We start from the raw sequence: 19,064 nt of genomic DNA on the forward strand, positions 1-19,064 counted from the left end.
CTGTTATTTCTGTAATAGGCTCAGGGCTTTTTTATAAACGACTTTCCGGGGTAGATTCATACTGCCGGCAATGAGTGTGACGGCATCTTTGAGCGAATGTGTCTCCAAAGCCCTGCCGAGCACTTGTTCCAGAGCCTCCTCTGTTTCTTCTTCCTCTTCAGGTGGAGAAAGGAGGAGAGTAATTTCTCCTCTGGGTGTATGTTCTTTAAAATACTCAATTAGTTCAGAGAGGGGGTTGCGAGCCATTTCTTCGTATAATTTGGTCAATTCGCGGCCGATTGCGGCTTCCCTATTGGGGCCGAAAATATCTGCCAGCATTTCAAGACTTTCAACTAGACGCCGGGGTGACTCATACCAGGCTAATGTGGCCTGAAGGCCTGCCTGCTCAGATGCTTTCAATGTAGCTAGATGTGCTCGGCGGGCTTCGCCTCGTGGCATAAAGCCAAGAAAAAGGAAAGGTGCAGGTGGAAAGCCTGATAAAATCAAGGCTGTGATAGCGGCATTCGGTCCGGGAAGTGCTGTGACTTTAATGGATTGAGAGCGGGCAGCTCTTACGAGGCGATAGCCAGGGTCAGAAAAAACAGGTGTTCCAGCGTCTGAAACGACAGCAAATGTCTTACCTTTTTTCAATTCTGAGAGTAAAAAAGAAAGTTGTTCTTCTTCGTTATGATCATGCAAAGGCAGAAGTGTATTTGTGATACCGTAATGGCGTAAAATCTTACTGGTTACCCTTGTATCTTCACAAAGGAGCGCGTCAGCTTCTTTTAAGGTTTCAAGGGCTCGCAAGGTTATATCGGCTAAATTACCAATAGGTGTTGCTACAAGAATAAGTTGCCCGCTAGAAGCGGTAATTGCATTGCCTTGGAGGGGCTTATATGATTTTTCAGACATTACTTTCCCCAATGAGTCGTCTTGTGCATTATTGCCGTGATCAGGGAGGCTTGCGCAAGAGAAAGAATGGTTCCTGTTTTGCAATGGCTCTTCTGGCTGGTGGGACGATGACTGCGCTTTCGGGGTGTAGTTTCTTTGAGCCAAATCCTGATTTATCTCTCCCTAAAGCGCCTATCATGTCGGGGGGAGAGATTCCGGCTCAGAAGCCGCGTGTAGGGCTTATTTTACCTTTGACAGGTTCTGAGGCTTCTATTGGGCTGCGTCTGCGTGAAGCCGCACTTCTTGCTTTGCCACAGGGGCAAGAACCTCCCCTTGATATATATGACGAGACAGCAGAAGGAGGCGCTACTGGTGCAGCTTACAAAGCCCTCAAAGCGGGTGATAAAATTGTCCTCGGTCCTCTGACGTCCAGCTCCACTGAACAAGTCGCAGATGTTCTTCAGGCATCTGGCGTTCCAGTGCTTGCATTCACTAGTGATAATCAGCAAGCCCGTTCCACTGTATGGATTATGGGTCTGACACCAGAGCAGCAGGTGAAGCGTCTTGTACAGGCCGCTCAGTCAGAGGGTAGGAAATCTTTTGCTGCATTTCTGCCAGATAATGCCTTGGGCCATGCTATGGGGAATGCTCTTGTTTCACTCTGTCAGCAAAATAACCTTGAACCTCCAAAAGTTGCTTATCATACAGAGGATGAAGCTGCTATAGCGACGTCATTTTCTACTTTTCTGGGACAAGGGACACAGGGGCAAGAGGCACAATCGGGGCCGCAGAATGAAACTCAGTTTTCGTCTTCTTCAGAACCATCAGCGATTGACCCTTTAGGAAGTGATAATCCTGTTGCTAATTCTACAGCCGTTATAAATAATACTCCTGTAAAACCTTCATTTGATGCTTTATTGCTGGGCGATACAGGTTTGGCTCTTGGACATGTGATTGACGTAGTACAGAGCTACAAAATTGGCACTCCTCAGATACGTATTCTCGGGCCAATGCTCTGGAAATCTTTCGATGGGAAGTTGGGTGCTCTCAGGGGAGCTTGGTATCCGGCATTTGACGACCGTCTGAGAGAGCGTTATGTCCAGAAATATCAGGCTGTATACCATAGTTTCCCTTCACCAGTGTCTGATTTTGCTTATGATTCAGCTGCTTTAGCAGGATCATTGATACGTAATCACCAGCTTGATAAGGCAAATCTGACCCGGGCTAATGGGTTCTCTGGTTCGAATGGAACTTTCTGGTTGAAAGATAATGGGACTGTTGAGCGGTCTCTTATGATCTATCAGATACAGCCTGGGGGCGGAGCACGCATGGTTGTGCCTGGGAAAGCCCAAAAGGCACGGCAGGCTCAGACAGCTTCAAAGTAATTTCAAAAGCCGGTCTTCTTAAAAGAAGCACGGCTTTTTTTATGGGCCTTCTTTTAATGGATAGGTGGTAAAACGGGTCTGACTTTATTGAGGGCTTTATCAAGAGAGGGAAAGCGCCCCAGTTCCCGTTTGTTAAGATGGTCGTTTAAGACCCACTCTTTTCCTATAGGCATAATGATATAAGCAGGCTCTGCATTTTCTCTTACCCAGATTGTAATCTGTTCTGTATGTGGAGAAAGGGGATCTACTGATGCATCGAGTAGCCCCATGGACAAGCCAGCTTCTAACCATTGAGAAAGATAATCTTTATGGCGAGCTAAAATTTTCTGACGAAAAGGAATGACATTGTTGATGTCTGTTTGAGACACGAAATCATATGAGGACGATTCGCATAAAACAGTTCTTGCCATTGTGGAATTCCCTGGAAACTTATAGTCAGAAACATGGTTCTCACTTATTGCAACACTGTTATGCTTATAACGCATAACATAAAATGCTTTCAAATTATTTTTTGCTCCAGGCATGAGCCGTTACTTATCATGATTAATGTACAGGCTTTTCTCCCATCTGCGGTGAAACCATAGCCATTGTGAGGGATTTTGTTCGATCCAGCTTTGTAATCTGTCATTGAGTTTTTGGGTAAGTGTGCTGATAGCCTCCTGTTGTGAAAAAGAATTTAAAGACGAGGCTGGGTCAAGAGGGGAATCAACCTGAAGGACAAAACGTGTAGGGCCTTCTCGCCATATATGGCCTGTGACAATCAAGGCTTTGTAGCGAAGGGCTAAGGCAGCTGCAGCAGGGGCCGTCATAGCGGGATGACCAAAGAGGGTTGCCTCAATTCCATCATTCATTTTCTGGTCACCCAGAACGCCGAGGTGTCCGCCTTGAGCGAGATGTTTAAGAGCCTGTCTGGCGCCTTTTGCTCCTTTGGGAAACATCTCGACTTGCTGTCCGACAGCTTTTTCTCTCAAGCGACGTAACATACGGTCTAGAAATGGATTATTGGGTTTTCGGTAAAAGGGCGCGAAAGCAAGGCCATAACGCGCTACGATGACAGGGAGTAATTCCCAGTTACCTAAATGTCCTGAAAAAAAAATGACAGGACGCTTGCTTTCGAGCGCTGCTTGAAGATGCTCTTCTCCAATAACGCGCAAGCCGGTCCTGGAAGAAATATTTTGAGAAACTTTATGTAAATGGGGAAATTCTGCGAAAGTGCGTCCTATATTATCCCATGCTCCACAAATGGTATTTATGCGCCATCCAGATCCATATTGAGGGAACGCGATCTGTAGGTTGCGATTAGCTATTTTCGAAAGTCTTAAAGTAGGGCCAATCAGGCGACACAGCGTGCCGCCTATCCATGATGCTACTCTAATGGGCAGGAAAGACAGACAGAGAATAATGAAATTGAGCAGGACGTTCTGAATGAAATAAAGAAAAATCTTCACTTTTTTTGATTAAGTAATTTGTCTAGCCAGTAATCTGCCATTTCAGGCTGGTTCCAATACATATCGATTTTAATAACTGTTACAAGCCTCATAAATTCCGGAGGAAGCTTTACAGCATCTTTTTCTGTTGTAACCAGAACCGTTCCTTCTATGCGTGCCAAAAGAGCAAGGTCAGAAAGTTCAGCATGAGAATATACATGATGATCTGGAAAAGGAATTGTATTCAGTAAAAATAATCCAGACTCACGGAGCATATCAAAAAATTTTTCGGGTCTTCCAATACCGGCAAAAGCAATTAGCTGTTTTCCCTGAAGCGCCCTTATCTCTGGTCTTGGGTAAAAAGAAAGATAAGCAAGAGGGAAAGAAGGCGGGATGTTTTCTGTAAGTTTACGTCGATCCGGGCCGATAATAACAGCACCATGAGCTCTTTTAAAAGCCGAACTGAAAGTTTCCCGAAGGGGACCAGCCGGCATTATACAATTATTTCCAACACCAAATTCGCCATCGAAAACAAGAAGAGACACGTCTTTATAGAGTGATGGGTCCTGAAATCCATCATCTAGAATGAGACAGTCTGCACCATTATTAATGGCGTTCTGGGCGTTGAGGAGGCGGTTTTTACCACACCATGTAGGTGCAGATGCGGCCAGAAGGAGGGCCTCATCGCCCACAGTTATAGCCGTGTCATGACGCAGATCGACCTTGTGGGATAGGTGCGGACGGCCCCCATACCCTCTGGTAATGACATGAGGCTCGTAACCTCTTTCTTTAAGTTTGGCTATAAAATGGAGTGTAAGTGGTGTTTTGCCTGCACCGCCTACTGTAATATTTCCAATACATAAGACAGGCACACTTACCTTGCTGGAAGGAAGATTCTGTCTTCTGTAGTTCAAATATTGTGCAAAATACGCCACTGGAGACAAAAGCCATGCTGGCAGACGTGCTCCTGAACCACTCCAAAACTTCGGTTGGCGTAAATTCTTCATTTTCTGATAGTTACAATAGAATTGTGGTTAGAATTTGGCGCCCAAGGGAAGAAGAAACATTTTTCTTTTCAAAAAGGTTATTCAAAGAGGAATGATTTTTCTCTTCTATAATCCAATGGGCAATTTCATTTTCGTTTTTAAGGATGCTCAAATGGGATTGGAGGCGTTTACAGGCTCCAGTCCAGTTACTCATATAGGGGCCACATGCGGTTCTGCATCCAGCTTTAAGGGGTTCAAACGGGTTATGACCTCCACCAGGTGGACAGAGGGATTTACCAATAAAGGCGGATTGTGAAAGATTCAAGAAAAGACCAACCTCTCCCAATGTATCAATGATCCATAGTAAATCTGATGAAGCTGGTAATTCGCCAAGCGAACGTCTGGGAGCATTATATCGGGCTGCAAGCTGTTTTCCCCGTTCAGGATGGCGGGGAATAATGATACCTAAAAGGGAGGGAGATTTCAGCTGGGCCTGTTTTAAGCCAGTAATAATGATTTCTTCTTCCCCTTCATGGGTAGAGACCGCGATAAACACAGGCCGGCTTCCTATTTTCTGACGTAACGCATTGAGGGTTGCGGGGTCTGCCCTGAGCGGTGGTGCATCTTCTTTCAGCTCTCCCACGGGGGGCAGAGTTATAATGCCGAGTTTCTGGAAATGTTTCTGATCATGAAAGCCACGGGGATTGATCCAGCTGGCGGGAGCGAGAATGGCCTGAAAAATCGTCTTGCAATAAGACCAGTTTTGCGCGGATCTTTCTGATAAACGTGCATTGACCAGCATAAAGGGAATGTTATTACGGGAACATTCTCTCACGATACCGGGCCATATTTCACTTTCAATGAAGACACTTCCTACAGGTTTCCAATGTCTTAGAAACAGGGCACGTGCCAGGGGGATATCATAAGGTAAAAAGGTGTGAATCAGACGGGTATCATAAACAGGGTGCGTGCGCGCAATCTGATAGCCTGTGACGGTCGTGGTGGTCAGGAGAATAACCAGAGACTTATCAAGTTCAAGCAATGCGTCAATCAAAGGGAAAGCGGAAAGTGTTTCTCCAACGCTGGCTGCATGTATCCAGAGTCGTTTTTGTGGTGTCCGGGCTAGAAAATCACGTTGATGAAGGGAGAGCAGGCCAAAACGTTCCTTAAGACGCCCAGGAATTTCCTTTCCATTCTTTTTTCGCCAGAAGCTATAGAGGATCAGAACAGGGAAAAGAAGCCAGCCCGTAATATCCCACAGGATAAAAAGAAAGCGCCATTGCCCGGCTCGGGATTTATTGCTGGACATAAATCAGATTTATTGACGCTTTCCTGAAAAACAGACTTTCATAAATGACCCTAGCGGCTCATCATGATTGTCATATCGCCATTTTCAAGCATATAGCGTGTCACCCCGCCCAAAAGACGTTGCCTCAAACGGGAGTGGGAATAAGCTCCCATACTTAAAAGATCAGCTTTAAGATCGTGAGCTGCTTTCAGAAGTTTTTCACCAATTTGACGTTTACTCCCTTCGATCATTTCACATTTGGCTGTGATGCCGTGCAGTTCAAGATAAGCAAGGGCTTCCACCTCATCAGGGCCGATCCTTTGGTAATTTGGGCTTGTAAGCAGGGTGACTTTTTCTGCCTGCCGCGTCCAGGGGAGTACATTACGAAGGGCAAGAGCTGATTCGGCAGTGCCATTCCAGGCAATGGCAATATGCTGTCCTACGTGAGAGGGCGGTTTGGGAGGCGCGATCACTACAGGCTGACTGCCTTCATAAAGCATGGCATGGAGAATATCCGAAGCGTGAGAGTCTTTATTGGAAACCAGGGGTGGTACCAGGATGATGTCAGCAAGACGAGACTGCCACGTTAGAACATCATCAACCGTCCCTTCCATGAATTTCAGTGTAATCTGGGGAATATTTGTGCCATGAAGTGACGGGAGGTTACTGCTTTCTCCTGCGTCGGAGAGGTCACGCCAGACAATTCTTCCTTCTTGTTGCAGCCTGTCAAGATAGTGACATAATTTATCAAAATTATTTCTTGAATGACTTATGGTCGCTTCAATCATATCAGCCATAGCGACTGTTGCCATTCCTTCACCGGCTATGGCGGCAATGTCCCCCGGACGATCATTAAACAGGATGCAACTGATCCGCGCACGATATCGTTTTGCCAGAAGCAGGCCTGTCTCAAAAACACTTTCCAGAGAATGGATTGATGTCAGAGGGAGAAGGATATTTCTGGTTTCTGCATTCATTGAGAGAGACCTTCCTGGCTTTCTATTACGGATAAAGGCGCTCGACGTTCCAGGTTCTGGCTTCGATCTTTACACCGGAATGGTTCTGGGCTTCCCATCTTGCCCGATCATGCAGGCGATGTGGTTGCTCCTGCCAAAACTCAAATGAATCCGGAATGACACGGTAACCAGACCAGTTTTCCGGACGGGGAATCTGATCGCCCTCTCTATACTGAGCTTCAAGATCAGATAGTTTCTGCTCAAAGATTTCCCTGGTTTCAAGTCTGTGTGACTGGTTTGAAGCAATGGCCCCCAGGCGCGATATGCGGGAACGGCTAGCAAAATAGGCGTCAGCTTCACCTGAGGTAACAGATTCAACACGTCCTTCAATGCGAATCTGACGTCTTAGGCTTTTCCAGTGAAAAAGTAGTGCAGCATAAGGGTTTTGCTCCAGCTCTTCACCTTTTCGACTGTTTTTATTGGTATAGAAAATAAAGCCGCGTCGGCTGACACCCTTTAAGAGCAGGATTCTTACAGAAGGCCGTCCGTCAGCTGTCGCAGTGGCAACACTCATGGCATTGGGATCATTGGGCTCGCTGGCATCAGCTTCTCTCATCCAGGCAGTAAAAAGATCAAAAGGATCGGCGTTGAGATCGAGGAGCATATGTTCTGGAAGGGCTGATATTTTACCTTTAGATACCTTTTTGAACATAAATGTTCTCCTTGATGTAGCGCTCTCTCAAAAAAATTGAGAGGAAGTGTAATATTGTTCTTTTCTGACTTTCAGATAAGATCATGCATTTTTAAACAAACTTACTCTTGCCCGAGCGTAGGACTTATGCAAGCAGAAAAAGCAAAGAGTTGTAGTACTTAACACGATCAGGATTTAAATCATGTCTGAAACAGAAGAGACCACCACTCAAGCTCCTGTCAGCGGAACGCTTATGAAGGGGAAAAGAGGTGTGATTATGGGGGTCGCTAATAAAAGCTCGATCGCTTGGGCTATTGCGACTGCCTGTGCTGCTCAGGGAGCAGAAATTGCTTTCACTTATCAGGGAGAAGCATTAGGTAAACGTGTTTACCCGCTTGCTGAGAGCGTCGGATCAGACATGGTGATTGCCTGTGACGTAAGCGATGATGATGCAATTAATGCAGCTTTTGATGAGATTGAGAAAAAATGGGGCAAAATTGACTTTGTTGTCCATGCAATTGGTTGGGCTGATAAGCAATATTTACGTGGACGTTATGTTGACACGCCACGTCAGGCCTTCCTGCAAGCATTAGATATTTCCTGCTATTCCTTTACAGCAGTTGCACGCCGGGCTGCCGCGATGATGAATCCTGGTGGGTCCATTCTGACGCTGACTTACCTTGGTGCTGAACGTGTCATGCCGCATTATAACGTGATGGGTGTTGCTAAAGCAGCCTTAGAGGCTTCTGTCCGTTATATGGCTGTTGATCTGGGTAAAGAAAATATCCGCGTCAATGGTATTTCTGCCGGACCCATTAAGACATTGGCTGCAAATGGCATTGGGGATTTCCGTTATATTCTGCGCTGGAATCAGTTGAATTCACCTCTAGAACGTAATGTTTCGCTCAAAGATGTCGGTGGTGCAGGGCTTTATATTCTTTCCGATCTGGCATCAGGTGTTACAGGTGAGATTCATCATGTTGATTGCGGTTATAACATCATTGGTATGAAGAATCCCGAGGCACCAGATATCAGTCTGAATTCTGGAGAGTAATTTTTATGTCGGAGAACAGTTTCGGGCGTCTTTTCCGCGTGACAACATGGGGAGAAAGTCATGGGCCTGCAATTGGCTGCGTCATTGATGGCTGTCCACCACGCCTGGAACTCTCCGAAAGTGACATCCAGCCTTGGCTTGATAAACGTAAGCCGGGGCAGTCAAAATATACGACACAAAGGCGAGAGGCAGATCAGGTCAAGATTCTTTCCGGAGTATTTGAGGGAAAAACCACGGGAACACCAATTTCTCTCCTGATTGAAAATACAGACCAGCGCTCAAAGGATTATGGCGATATTGCTCAGTCATATAGACCTGGCCACGCAGATATTGCCTATGATCTGAAATATGGTATCCGCGATTATCGTGGGGGAGGGCGTTCATCGGCACGTGAGACGGCCATGCGTGTTGCTGCTGGGGCTGTTGCCCGATTGATCCTGCGGAAATTTGTCGGGCCGGAAGTGACGATCAGGGGAGCTCTAACGGCAATCGGGGCGAAGCATATTGATCGTGAACAATGGGATTGGGACGAGAGGGAAAGAAACCCCTTCTGGTGTCCTGATGCGCTCTGTGTTGAAAACTGGGTTAAGCAGCTTGAGGATATCCGTAAGGAAGGATCTTCCATAGGGGCGTTAGTTGAGGTCGTGGCAGAAAATCTTCCTGCTGGTCTTGGCGCGCCAATTTATGGCAAGCTTGATGCAGAGATTGCTTCAGCATTAATGGGAATCAATGGTGTCAAAGCTGTTGAAATAGGAGATGGGTTTGACGTTGTGGGGCTGAAAGGCCAGGAAAACGCAGACCCTATCCGCCATGGAACGATTCCTTCAAAACCACATTTCCTCAGCAATCATGCAGGCGGAATTCTGGGAGGTATCTCGACAGGTCAGCCTATCGTTGCACGCATGGCTGTTAAGCCCACAAGTTCCATTCTTGTGCCTGTTCCGAGTATTAATTCAGCAGGACAGGATGTGGAAGTCACGACAAAAGGTCGCCACGATCCATGTATCGGAATCCGAGCTGTCCCGGTTGCTGAAGCAATGATGGCCTGTGTGCTGGCCGATCAGTTTTTACGCAACCGTGCTCAGTGCGGATAGGCTTTCTCCAAAATTACTTGAGAAGAAACATTCAGCCGGTTGATTTTCTCCCGGCTGTTTTGTTTTGGAGTCTGTTTAAAGAAGAAAAGGCCACACATTTTTTTGCGTCGGGGGACTCCTGGAGCATAGATAAAATATTTTTTTAAGATTGGATTGAAAGCGTATTTCTCTGTTTTTTTTCCTGTTTTTCGATTCACAAATCTTCTTCTGAAACGATATATAGTAGTCAAGATCTTACTTTCTATCGATATGTTGCTATGTATGCTGCATCAGCCCCTTTGAGGAAGGAGACTTCCAAGAAAAGGGAGGTTTCAAGATTTCAGTTAAAGGTTCCAGACCATGACCTTCCAGGAAGCACAGATGACGTCTGCTAAAAGTTCAGATGTCGTTGAACCAGACCTTTTTGAGAAGGATATACAACTTCCCAACCATTATGCAGTTCATATTGATTCGTCGCGTGATGCTCTTCTGACCGCTTTCGGCCGGGCAACGCTGGATGATCGTTACCTGCTGGAAGGGGAGACATATCAGGGCCTGTTTGCACGTGTTGCTTCACGATATGGGGCTGACGCAGAGCATACGCAACGCCTTTATGATTATATGTCGCGTCATTGGTTCATGCCGGCAACGCCTATTCTGTCAAATGGCGGAACAAAGCGTGGCTTGCCGATTTCCTGTTTCTTGAATGAAGCTGATGATAGCTTGCAGGGGATTGTTGATCTCTGGAATGAGAATGTCTGGCTTGCCGCTAAAGGAGGCGGGATTGGCTCCTATTGGGGCAATCTGCGTTCCATTGGTGAGCATATTGGCCGTAATGGCCGGACCTCTGGTGTTATTCCGTTTATCCGTGTGATGGACAGTCTGACTCTTGCCATCAGTCAGGGGAGTCTGCGCCGTGGGTCGGCAGCAGTATATCTGCCGATCTGGCATCCCGAAATTGAAGAATTTATTGAAATGCGCCGCCCCACAGGAGGGGATCCTAACCGCAAAGCCCTTAATCTGCATCATGGTGTGCTGATTACGGATGATTTCATGCGTGCCTTGGCCGCTGATGAAGAGTGGCCGCTGGTTTCTCCCAAGGACCATAGCGTCATTCGCAAGGTTTCAGCCCGTGCTCTCTGGATACGCCTTCTGACTGCCCGTATGGAACAGGGTGAGCCTTATATTGTTTATTCCGATACAGTAAACAGAGCACGGCCTGAGCATCATCGTCTAGCAGGGCTTGAGGTCAAAACATCTAATCTCTGTGCTGAAATTACATTGCCAACTGGTGTTGATCATCACGGAAAGCGTCGTACGGCTGTGTGCTGCCTCTCTTCTCTCAATCTGGAATATTGGGATGAGTGGAAAGACAATAAACAGTTTATTAGTGATGTCATGCTGTTCCTTGATAATGTCTTGCAGGATTTTATCGATAATGCGCCAAGCCATATGGACCATGCTCGTTATGCGGCAATGAGAGAGCGCTCGGTTGGGCTGGGAGTCATGGGATTCCATTCTTTCCTTCAGGCCCGCATGATCCCTTTTGGCAGTGTGATGGCTAAAGTCTGGAATAAAAAGATATTTGCCCATATCTCTGAACAGGCTCATCAGGCTTCTCGTGATATTGCTGAGGTGAGGGGAGCATGTCCTGATGCTGAGGATTATGGAATCAAGGAGCGTTTTTCCCATAAGTTGGCGATTGCCCCTACGGCATCTATTTCCATTATTGCCGGGAATGCCAGCCCTGGGATTGACCCTATCAGCGCGAATGTCTTTTTACAGAAAACCCTTTCTGGTTCTTTTACGGTAAGAAACCGTCATCTGGCCAAAGTGCTGGATAAATATGGCAAGAACACTGACGAAATCTGGTCAGCTATTACCCTGAATAAAGGTTCCGTGCAGAATCTTGATTTCTTGACCCAGGATGAAAAAGACGTCTTCAAGACTGCCTTTGAGATTGACCAGCGTTGGGTGATTGAACATGCTGCGGATCGGGCACCTTTCATCTGCCAGTCGCAATCGGTTAATCTTTTCCTGCCTGCTGATGTGCATAAACGTGACCTTGTGCGCGTTCATTATGAAGCCTGGAAAAAAGGGGTAAAATCACTTTATTACTGCCGTTCGCTTTCCATACAGAGAGCGGATGCTGTCTCTAATGTGGCAGTTAAACGTGATATTATGGATGGAGATGATAACCATCTTCCGACAGCGACAGAGCGTACATCTGAGCAAAAAAATAATGAATATGAGGAATGTCTGTCCTGCCAATAAGGCAGGATGATAGAATGTATTAGAGCGATGTGTCAGACAAATAGGAGAGTCCATCCATGACAGAGGCGAAACCCCTTCCAGCTGCTCCAGAAGGGACAGTTGAATCCAACTTGATGGTTGAAAATCCTGTTTACAAGCCTTTTCGTTATCCTTGGGCTTATGACGCATGGTTAACACAACAGCGTTTGCATTGGTTGCCTGAAGAGGTTCCGATGTCTGAAGATGTCAAGGACTGGCACCGTAAGCTAACAGATACTGAGCGTAATCTCGTTACACAGATTTTCCGCTTTTTCACACAAAGTGATGTGGAGGTTAACTCTGCTTATATGAAATATTACAGTCAGGTTTTTAAACCGACTGAAATATTGATGATGCTCTCATGTTTTTCAAATATTGAGACCATTCATATTGCGGCTTATTCTCACCTTCTTGATACAATTGGTATGCCGGAGACAGAATATTCAGCATTTCTGAAATATAAGGAAATGAAGGACAAGTATGATTTCATGCAGTCCTTCAATATTAATAATAAACGCGAGATTGCTAAAACTATGGCGGCTTTTGGAGCGTTTATGGAAGGGTTGCAGCTTTTTGCATCCTTCGCGATTTTGTTGAATTTTCCTCGTTTCAATAAATTGAAAGGGATGGGACAGATTGTTTCATGGTCTGTACGTGATGAAACATTGCACTGCCTTTCCATGATTCGGCTTTTCCGTACGTTTATTCGTGAAAATCCAGAACTCTGGACAGAAGATTTTCAGAATGAGCTGACATCAATCTGCCGTGAAACGGTCGAGCATGAAGATGCCTTTATTGACCTCGCTTTTGAAATGGGGCCAGTAGAGGGGCTTAATGCCGAGCAGGTAAAGCGTTATATACGGTTCATCGCGGATCGTCGTTTAACCCAGCTTGGGCTGGATCCTGTTTATGGCATTGAAGAGAATCCGCTTCCCTGGGTTGATGATATGCTTAACGCAGTTGAGCACACAAATTTCTTCGAAAATCGTGCCACGGAATATTCCCGTGCTTCGACACAGGGAAGCTGGGAAGAGGCTTTTGAAAGCGGTATTTTTAACTAAGTTGTTTAAAAGACTGAAGCGGGGAGGAGAAGGAGCTGGAAATCAGGTTCCTTCTCCTCTTCTTCATAGCTTATAATTTTGCTAGACTTCACATCGTTGATCGACCTCACTTTTTTGTAAGATATCAGTGAGGTTTTAATGTAGTACCCTATTCTGGAAACAGGATATGGATAGTGGAGTTGCAGCCCTTGGTTTCTTTCTCACCGGATCATCAAATAAAAATGAGACCTGACACAGGCGAGGAAAGCGTCAGAAGTGAGGATGCTCTTCATGCTCTCGCAGCTTATCTAGATGAGGATATGCAGGCTTGTAATCACGCTATTTTAGAGCGTATGAAAAGCCCTGTTGCCCTGATTCCCCAGTTGGCTGCGCATCTGATTGCAGCGGGGGGGAAAAGATTACGTCCTTTACTGACACTCGCTTCTGCCAGACTTTGTGGCTATCCTACCGGGCCGGATCATCAGCGTCATGTAGGATTGGCTGCCTGCGTGGAATTTATCCATACGGCAACTCTGCTTCATGATGACGTGGTTGATGAAAGTAAATTAAGACGGGGTCTCGAATCAGCAAATGCCCTTTTCGGTAACAAGGCGTCGGTCCTTGTTGGTGACTTTTTGTTTGCGCGTTCTTTTCAGCTGATGACAGCAGATGGCTCGCTCAAGGTAATGGCGATTCTGTCTGACGCTTCAGCGACGATCGCTGAAGGAGAGGTCCTTCAGATGACAACCCAGAATGATCTTTCCACTTCCATAGATCGTTATCTCGAAGTCATTCATGGCAAGACAGCAGCGCTATTTGCTGCTGCATGTCGTGTAGGTGCCGTTGTGGCTGATAAAAGTGAGGAAGAGGAACTGGCCCTCGAAGCTTATGGCACAAATCTGGGTATGGCTTTTCAGTTAGTTGATGATGCTCTTGATTATGCGGCTGATCAAAAATTATTGGGTAAGACGGTTGGGGATGATTTCCGTGAGGGGAAAATTACACTTCCTGTTTTGACAGCATATGAAATGGGTAATCCAGAAGATAAAATTTTCTGGAAACGCGTGATTGAAGAAAATGAACAGTCTGAAGCTGATCTTGAGCATGCCTTGATGCTGATTGAACAAAGTGACGCAATTAAGGTTACACTGAAAAAAGCTGCTGAATATGCTGAAAAAGCTGTGAAGTCACTTGAAATTTTTCCTCCAAGTGAGCTGAAGACCCTGTTAGTGAATACAGTGCTTTATACCGTCCATCGTGCTCATTAAGAAGCGGCGAAAAGCATATAGTTTTGATAGCCTAGCCATTTGATTTGCTGAAGTAATTTACTTTCATCCTGTGGCGGGGCTGTCATAAAAAAGCGTGGTGCAGGACTGTCATGATCCACTTGCAAGGGGAAAGACCAGTTTTCTCCTAAACGTCTTAAGGTTTGTTGAGCTACCGCAGGAGCTGGGTCCAACCACATAATGTGGGGTGGACCAACCCGTTGAAAACTGGGAAGTAAAAAGCTGTAATGCGTGCATCCCAGACCAATTGTATCAATTTTGTTGCCGTCTTTTTGCTGAAAAAGCTGTTCTAACTCATGTTTAATGGCTGAAGGATCAGGTGTTTCTCCTCGAAAAGCCTGTTCTGCCATATCAGCGAGAGCACGTCCTCCATGTACCAGAAGCCTGCAATCAGAAGCATAATCATGCCAGAGTCTGGTGATATAGGGGCGCCTGGCAGTAGCTGATGTTGCTAAAAGACCGATTGTACGTGTGACTGAAACACGGCCTGCCCATCTTATCGGTGGAACACAGCCAACAATAGGTACTGTAAGTTTTTCGCGTAAGGCCGTTAGGGCCAAGGTGCTGGCTGTATTACAGGCGATGACCAGAAGGTCCGGCTTGAAAGTCTGTTCTGCTTTGGCAAGAAGGGAGACAATCCTGTTTGTCAGAAATTGGTCTTCCTGCTCGCCATATGGGAAGAGAGCAGTATCTGCAAGGTAATCAATGCGTAAAACAGGGGCAAGCTGGCGTAATGCCTGAACTGCTCCCATTCCTCCAATTCCAGAATCAAAAACCAGAATCCTGGGAGCTGTTCTGTGAAGGGATGGGAGAGAATTCATGAATATTCAGCCTTTGTCCTCAGTCTTGAAAGCTAGGGCCTCTTCAACGCTGCCTACACCACCATGTGCTTTTGACCAGCCACAGGGGTCTTCAAGGAAACGGCGGACTTCGGCACTATCTTCGTCAGAGAAATATTTCCCACCTGCGCAGGCTTCAAGAACATCCCACCATGTGCAAAGGGCATGGAGATTAATGCCCATAGCAGATAAGGATTTCTGGGCACCTGGGAAGACGCCATAATAAAAAACAACAAACGTATGGTCGACGATTGCACCAGCTTCACGCAATGCTTTGACAAAACGGATTTTGGAGGCTCCATCAGTGGTGAGGTCTTCTACGAGAAGGGTTCGCATATTCTCAGGGACGTCACCCTCAATCTGTGCATTACGGCCAAACCCCTTAGGTTTTTTACGCACGTAAGCCATTGGAGTCATTAGGCGATCTGCAATCCAGGCGGAGAAAGGTATCCCGGCTGTTTCCCCACCGACAACAGCATCAAGGCTTTCATAACCGATATGTCGTTCAATTTTCTGAACAGCAAGTTCCATGATCTTGGTGCGTGCCCGTGGGAAGAAAATGATTTTACGGCAGTCAATATAAACGGGAGATTTCCAGCCTGAAGTCAGGGTATATGGTTCGTTGGGACGAAAATTAATAGCTTTGATTTCAAGCAGGATACGCGCTGTTGTCAGCGCCGCATCACGGTCCCATTGTGTTGAGCGTGCAGGTGCCGTTGAAAGAGCATCGGCGGTCATGGTTGTCTCCCCAGAACAAATTCTTTCTCAGTAAATTCTTTCACTGACATCTAGCCGTTAGAGACTCATAAGGGTAGAGAAAAGATGTTTATTAATGTGATTAGCTCATAAATAGTTTGTAAGCCGTCACAAGTTCGTGTCTTAATAAGGCTGTCCATTATGGTCGCCTATGATCATGAGAATGTGGAGTCGTGTTTCGGGCAGGCGATTCCTGATGGAGATCGCGCAGATTATGGCTATTGATACGCGTCATATAGGGCGGAAATGCGAAAGAGCGGTTATAACGGCTTATCAGGAGCTTAAGGAAACTGGCCATGATGATATGGAGGCTTTCACGGCCTGTACTTCGTTATACCGTATTTATCATCCGGAATCTTCTCTTCTTGAAGCACGTTTGCTCGTTTCAGAATGGATTGACCATCACCTTGTCAGGAAAAGCAAGGGTGAGACGCGAGGATGTGATTGCTAGAAACTTACTTATGTTTCAGGAACATTGAGGAACAGCATTGTCTGGAATAAGAATTTCCTTATTTCTGTCAGATATCTCTCCCAGATTGGTATGAATGGGGTAACTGGGATGTGACTAGCTGCGTAGCTTTTACGGTTATCACGACGTTATTTGCTCTCTTGTCATGGTATTATGGGCCTTTTCTCTTCCAAAATTTCGTAAACGCAGAGAGTTCATAAGGACAAAAATGCTTGATAATGCCATAGCCCCTGCGGCAAATATCGGGGAGAGTAAGACCCCGGACAAAGGATAAAAAACGCCAGCGGCAAAGGGGATCAGGGCAGTATTATAGGCAAATGCCCAGAACAGATTTTGATGAATTATATGAATTGTGGCGCGTGACAGTGAGATGGCTGTCACAACCTTATCAAGCTGTCCTGAAATAAGCACTATATCGGCTGATTCAATGGCGATATCCGTTCCATTACCTATGGCAAGACCAACATCGGCGCTCGCTAATGCAGGGGCATCGTTGATGCCATCACCAACGTAGGCAATTTTCCCATAGTTTTCCCTTAATTGCTTTATAGCGTCCACTTTTCCTTCCGGAAGGATGTCAGCGATAATTGTGCTGATTCCAAGTTTTTCGGCGATAATTCCAGCGGTTATATGATTATCTCCGGTGATGATTGCTGTTTTGATACCAAGTTTATGAAGCGTGTGGATTGCCTGTGGTGAGGTCTCCTTAATTGGGTCTGCTATAGCGATCATTGCTGCAAGCCTCCCATTAATGGCAACATAAAGAGGGGATTTACCCTCGTGTCCTAATCGCTCTGCTATCGTGGCAAAAGGCGTAAGAATGAGCCCTAGTTCTTTCATATAGCGACTCGCGCCAATCTGGACTGATATCTCGCCAATTTGTGCTTTAATGCCTAACCCTGGCAGTGCTTCAAAAGAAGTTATGGAAGGGAGATGAATCTCTTCACTTTTGGCTTCTGCCATGATCGCATGGGCAATAGGATGCTCAGATTTGCTTTCAGCCGCAGCGATCAGACCCAATACGGTTTTGCGGTCAAAATCCTGCATGGTCTGGAAGTCTGTAAGAGCAGGGTGACCTTCTGTTAGCGTGCCGGTTTTATCAAAGGCGATTATTTTAACATCTTTGAGAAGCTGGAGGGCTTCTCCCTTCCGGAAGAGAATACCTAGTTCAGCGGCCCGTCCAGTCCCAATCATGATGGCTGTTGGTGTTGCAAGCCCCATGGCACAGGGGCAGGCAATAATGAGTACAGAAACTGCATTGACTAAGGCAAAACTCAGGGAAGGCGAAGGACCTAATATTAGCCAGATAAGGAAAGTTAGGGCGGAAATGATAAATATAACGGGGACAAACCACATGGTGATCTTATCGACCAGAGCCTGTATCGGTAATTTTGCGTTCTGGGCCTGCTCAACCATATGCATAATTTGGGCGAGCATTGTGTCCTGCCCAACAGCCGTTGCACGGAAAGTAAGTGCTCCTTGCTGATTAATCGTCCCGCCTACCAGGCTACTTCCCTGGGTTTTCAGATTAGGGATGGGTTCGCCCGTAACCATTGATTCATCAACATAGCTCTGGCCTTCAATGACGTCTCCATCGACGGCAATACGTTCACCTGGGCGTACTTCAATGATATCGCCTGTTACAACGTCATTAATAGGAATTTCCTGCACTTTATTATGGCGGCGTACACGTGCTGTTCTTGCCTGTAATCTCCCCAGTCGTCTGATGGCCTCTGAAGCGTGTCCTTTTGCGCGGGCTTCCAGGTAACGCCCTAGCAGAACGAGAGTTACGATAAAAGCTGCAGCTTCATAATAAACATGCACTGTTCCCATAGGGAGGAGATTGGGAGAAAATGTTGCAATAACGGAATAAATATAAGCTGCTAATGTGCCGACAGCAACCAGTGAGTTCATATCAGGTGCAAGCCGCACTAATGCAGGGATCCCTTTTCTGTAAAAGCGAAATCCCGGGAAAGCGAGCACTAATGTTGTGAGGATAAACTGGGCATATAAGCTAAGCCGGTTCATCTGAAGGGCTGGTATGATATGACTGCCCATTTCAAGGAAAAATACTGGTAAACTTAGAATAGCTGCAATGTAGACACTACGTTTAAGGGCATAGTCCCTAGCTCTTTTATGAATGGCGCTGGATTCATCCTGATCTGTGCTTCTATCAAGTGGGCGTGCCTTGTACCCAGCCTTATTGAGAGTGTTGATAAGGGTTCCTGCACTCTCTGTTCCTGTAATATTGGCGTGATTGGTTGCCAGATTGACCGTGACTTCCATCACGCCAGGAAGATTTTTTAAAGTCCGTTCCACACGACCAACGCAGGAGGCGCAATTCATGCCTTCTATCGTAAGTTCAATATGATTTAACGGAACGGAGAAACCAGCTGTTTCAACTGCTTTAATGAGTGTTTCTTCTGCTGTTTCCGGGCTGGCCTGAATTGTAGCATTTTCTGTAGCGAGGTTCACACTGGCTTTCTGAACGCCTTCAACCCTTGTTAAAACGCGTTCAAGACGTGCGGCACAAGAGGCACAGCTCATGCCTTCTATAGGCAAAGTAATTGTCATATTGCCTTGCCTTTTTGTGCCTGTCATATTGCTCCCCTTTAGCAGCTCATCAGTGAAACATCCTTCATTATGCAACTT

18 protein-coding genes are annotated in these 19,064 nt (G+C 46.2%); 7 read left to right on the top strand and 11 right to left on the bottom strand.

Annotation, left to right across the window (positions count from 1 at the left end; genetic code table 11):
- Positions 1 to 3: 3 nt before the first annotated feature.
- Positions 4 to 891, bottom strand: a complete 888-nt coding sequence (gene rsmI, locus AC3B6P_RS06325) for a 16S rRNA (cytidine(1402)-2'-O)-methyltransferase (RefSeq protein ID WP_489805245.1) — start codon at positions 889 to 891, stop codon at positions 4 to 6.
- On the opposite strand from rsmI, the gene AC3B6P_RS06330 reads away from it, so the two are divergent.
- Positions 876 to 2,255: a penicillin-binding protein activator gene (locus AC3B6P_RS06330; RefSeq protein ID WP_489805246.1), complete on the top strand. Its 1,380-nt coding sequence runs from the start codon at positions 876 to 878 to the stop codon at positions 2,253 to 2,255. The genes rsmI and AC3B6P_RS06330 overlap by 16 nt on opposite strands.
- Before the next feature lie 53 nt (positions 2,256 to 2,308).
- Here the strand turns inward: AC3B6P_RS06330 and AC3B6P_RS06335 are convergent, their stop codons facing one another.
- The 6 genes from AC3B6P_RS06335 to pdxH form a co-directional block, all read right to left on the bottom strand.
- Positions 2,309 to 2,665 (bottom strand): hypothetical protein, encoded by a 357-nt coding sequence (locus AC3B6P_RS06335; protein WP_489805247.1) that lies wholly within the window; start codon positions 2,663 to 2,665, stop codon positions 2,309 to 2,311.
- A gap of 120 nt (positions 2,666 to 2,785) precedes the next feature.
- On the bottom strand, positions 2,786 to 3,703 hold the full coding sequence (locus tag AC3B6P_RS06340; protein ID WP_489805248.1) for a lysophospholipid acyltransferase family protein: 918 nt from the start codon (positions 3,701 to 3,703) through the stop codon (positions 2,786 to 2,788).
- Positions 3,700 to 4,689, bottom strand: a complete 990-nt coding sequence (gene lpxK, locus AC3B6P_RS06345) for a tetraacyldisaccharide 4'-kinase (protein ID WP_489805249.1) — start codon at positions 4,687 to 4,689, stop codon at positions 3,700 to 3,702. Before lpxK ends, AC3B6P_RS06340 begins: the two co-directional genes overlap by 4 nt.
- 10 nt (positions 4,690 to 4,699) lie before the next feature.
- The gene (locus AC3B6P_RS06350) at positions 4,700 to 5,977 is read right to left on the bottom strand and encodes a 3-deoxy-D-manno-octulosonic acid transferase (RefSeq protein ID WP_489805250.1); all 1,278 of its coding nucleotides are present in this window, start codon (positions 5,975 to 5,977) and stop codon (positions 4,700 to 4,702) included.
- Positions 5,978 to 6,027: 50 nt separating this feature from the next.
- Positions 6,028 to 6,933, bottom strand: a complete 906-nt coding sequence (locus AC3B6P_RS06355) for a universal stress protein (RefSeq protein WP_489805251.1) — start codon at positions 6,931 to 6,933, stop codon at positions 6,028 to 6,030.
- 25 nt (positions 6,934 to 6,958) lie between these two features.
- Complete coding sequence (gene pdxH / locus AC3B6P_RS06360) at positions 6,959 to 7,624, bottom strand: pyridoxamine 5'-phosphate oxidase (RefSeq protein ID WP_489805252.1); 666 nt, start codon at positions 7,622 to 7,624, stop codon at positions 6,959 to 6,961.
- 181 nt (positions 7,625 to 7,805) lie between these two features.
- Between pdxH and fabI the strand changes: the two genes are divergently transcribed.
- The gene (gene fabI, locus AC3B6P_RS06365) at positions 7,806 to 8,657 is read left to right on the top strand and encodes an enoyl-ACP reductase FabI (RefSeq protein ID WP_489805253.1); all 852 of its coding nucleotides are present in this window, start codon (positions 7,806 to 7,808) and stop codon (positions 8,655 to 8,657) included.
- Between the two features lie 5 nt (positions 8,658 to 8,662).
- Complete coding sequence (gene aroC / locus AC3B6P_RS06370) at positions 8,663 to 9,751, top strand: chorismate synthase (RefSeq protein WP_489805254.1); 1,089 nt, start codon at positions 8,663 to 8,665, stop codon at positions 9,749 to 9,751.
- Here aroC and AC3B6P_RS06375 read toward each other — a convergent pair.
- On the bottom strand, positions 9,739 to 9,948 hold the full coding sequence (locus AC3B6P_RS06375; RefSeq protein WP_489805255.1) for a hypothetical protein: 210 nt from the start codon (positions 9,946 to 9,948) through the stop codon (positions 9,739 to 9,741). The two genes, aroC and AC3B6P_RS06375, sit on opposite strands and share 13 nt — an antisense overlap.
- Positions 9,949 to 10,111: 163 nt before the next feature.
- On the opposite strand from AC3B6P_RS06375, the gene AC3B6P_RS06380 reads away from it, so the two are divergent.
- The 3 genes from AC3B6P_RS06380 to AC3B6P_RS06390 all read left to right on the top strand — a co-directional run bounded on the left by AC3B6P_RS06380 (position 10,112) and on the right by AC3B6P_RS06390 (position 14,330).
- Positions 10,112 to 12,004, top strand: a complete 1,893-nt coding sequence (locus tag AC3B6P_RS06380; protein WP_489805256.1) for a ribonucleoside-diphosphate reductase subunit alpha — start codon at positions 10,112 to 10,114, stop codon at positions 12,002 to 12,004.
- Positions 12,005 to 12,060: 56 nt separating this feature from the next.
- Positions 12,061 to 13,083: a ribonucleotide-diphosphate reductase subunit beta gene (locus AC3B6P_RS06385; RefSeq protein ID WP_489805257.1), complete on the top strand. Its 1,023-nt coding sequence runs from the start codon at positions 12,061 to 12,063 to the stop codon at positions 13,081 to 13,083.
- Between the two features lie 221 nt (positions 13,084 to 13,304).
- Positions 13,305 to 14,330 (top strand): polyprenyl synthetase family protein, encoded by a 1,026-nt coding sequence (locus AC3B6P_RS06390; RefSeq protein WP_489805258.1) that lies wholly within the window; start codon positions 13,305 to 13,307, stop codon positions 14,328 to 14,330.
- Here AC3B6P_RS06390 and murI read toward each other — a convergent pair.
- Both murI and AC3B6P_RS06400 read right to left on the bottom strand, forming a co-directional pair.
- Positions 14,327 to 15,169 carry a glutamate racemase gene (gene murI / locus AC3B6P_RS06395; protein ID WP_489805259.1) on the bottom strand — a complete coding sequence of 281 codons (843 nt, stop codon included), beginning with the start codon at positions 15,167 to 15,169 and terminating at the stop codon, positions 14,327 to 14,329. The genes AC3B6P_RS06390 and murI overlap by 4 nt on opposite strands.
- A 6-nt stretch (positions 15,170 to 15,175) precedes the next feature.
- Positions 15,176 to 15,925: an orotate phosphoribosyltransferase gene (locus tag AC3B6P_RS06400; protein WP_489805260.1), complete on the bottom strand. Its 750-nt coding sequence runs from the start codon at positions 15,923 to 15,925 to the stop codon at positions 15,176 to 15,178.
- A gap of 232 nt (positions 15,926 to 16,157) precedes the next feature.
- Here AC3B6P_RS06400 and AC3B6P_RS06405 point away from each other — a divergent pair, with 232 nt between their 5' ends.
- Positions 16,158 to 16,394, top strand: coding sequence for a hypothetical protein (locus tag AC3B6P_RS06405; RefSeq protein WP_489805560.1), 237 nt, complete (start codon positions 16,158 to 16,160; stop codon positions 16,392 to 16,394).
- 138 nt (positions 16,395 to 16,532) lie between these two features.
- On the opposite strand, the gene AC3B6P_RS06410 is transcribed toward AC3B6P_RS06405, so the two are convergent.
- Positions 16,533 to 19,013 (bottom strand): heavy metal translocating P-type ATPase, encoded by a 2,481-nt coding sequence (locus tag AC3B6P_RS06410; RefSeq protein ID WP_489805261.1) that lies wholly within the window; start codon positions 19,011 to 19,013, stop codon positions 16,533 to 16,535.
- Positions 19,014 to 19,064 lie beyond the last annotated feature (51 nt).

Source organism: Aristophania sp. ESL1142, assembly GCF_058107345.1.

Coding starts and splice junctions, on each gene's coding strand:
- AC3B6P_RS06405 (WP_489805560.1), top strand. CDS start 16,158: ATGGCTATTGATACGCGTCATATAGGGCGGAAATGCGAAAGAGCGGTT.
- murI (WP_489805259.1), bottom strand. CDS start 15,169: ATGAATTCTCTCCCATCCCTTCACAGAACAGCTCCCAGGATTCTGGTT.
- lpxK (WP_489805249.1), bottom strand. CDS start 4,689: ATGAAGAATTTACGCCAACCGAAGTTTTGGAGTGGTTCAGGAGCACGT.
- AC3B6P_RS06335 (WP_489805247.1), bottom strand. CDS start 2,665: ATGGCAAGAACTGTTTTATGCGAATCGTCCTCATATGATTTCGTGTCT.
- AC3B6P_RS06355 (WP_489805251.1), bottom strand. CDS start 6,933: ATGAATGCAGAAACCAGAAATATCCTTCTCCCTCTGACATCAATCCAT.
- rsmI (WP_489805245.1), bottom strand. CDS start 891: ATGTCTGAAAAATCATATAAGCCCCTCCAAGGCAATGCAATTACCGCT.
- AC3B6P_RS06410 (WP_489805261.1), bottom strand. CDS start 19,013: ATGACAGGCACAAAAAGGCAAGGCAATATGACAATTACTTTGCCTATA.
- pdxH (WP_489805252.1), bottom strand. CDS start 7,624: ATGTTCAAAAAGGTATCTAAAGGTAAAATATCAGCCCTTCCAGAACAT.
- fabI (WP_489805253.1), top strand. CDS start 7,806: ATGTCTGAAACAGAAGAGACCACCACTCAAGCTCCTGTCAGCGGAACG.
- AC3B6P_RS06390 (WP_489805258.1), top strand. CDS start 13,305: ATGAGACCTGACACAGGCGAGGAAAGCGTCAGAAGTGAGGATGCTCTT.
- AC3B6P_RS06400 (WP_489805260.1), bottom strand. CDS start 15,925: ATGACCGCCGATGCTCTTTCAACGGCACCTGCACGCTCAACACAATGG.
- AC3B6P_RS06330 (WP_489805246.1), top strand. CDS start 876: ATGATTTTTCAGACATTACTTTCCCCAATGAGTCGTCTTGTGCATTAT.
- AC3B6P_RS06385 (WP_489805257.1), top strand. CDS start 12,061: ATGACAGAGGCGAAACCCCTTCCAGCTGCTCCAGAAGGGACAGTTGAA.
- AC3B6P_RS06350 (WP_489805250.1), bottom strand. CDS start 5,977: ATGTCCAGCAATAAATCCCGAGCCGGGCAATGGCGCTTTCTTTTTATC.
- AC3B6P_RS06380 (WP_489805256.1), top strand. CDS start 10,112: ATGACGTCTGCTAAAAGTTCAGATGTCGTTGAACCAGACCTTTTTGAG.
- aroC (WP_489805254.1), top strand. CDS start 8,663: ATGTCGGAGAACAGTTTCGGGCGTCTTTTCCGCGTGACAACATGGGGA.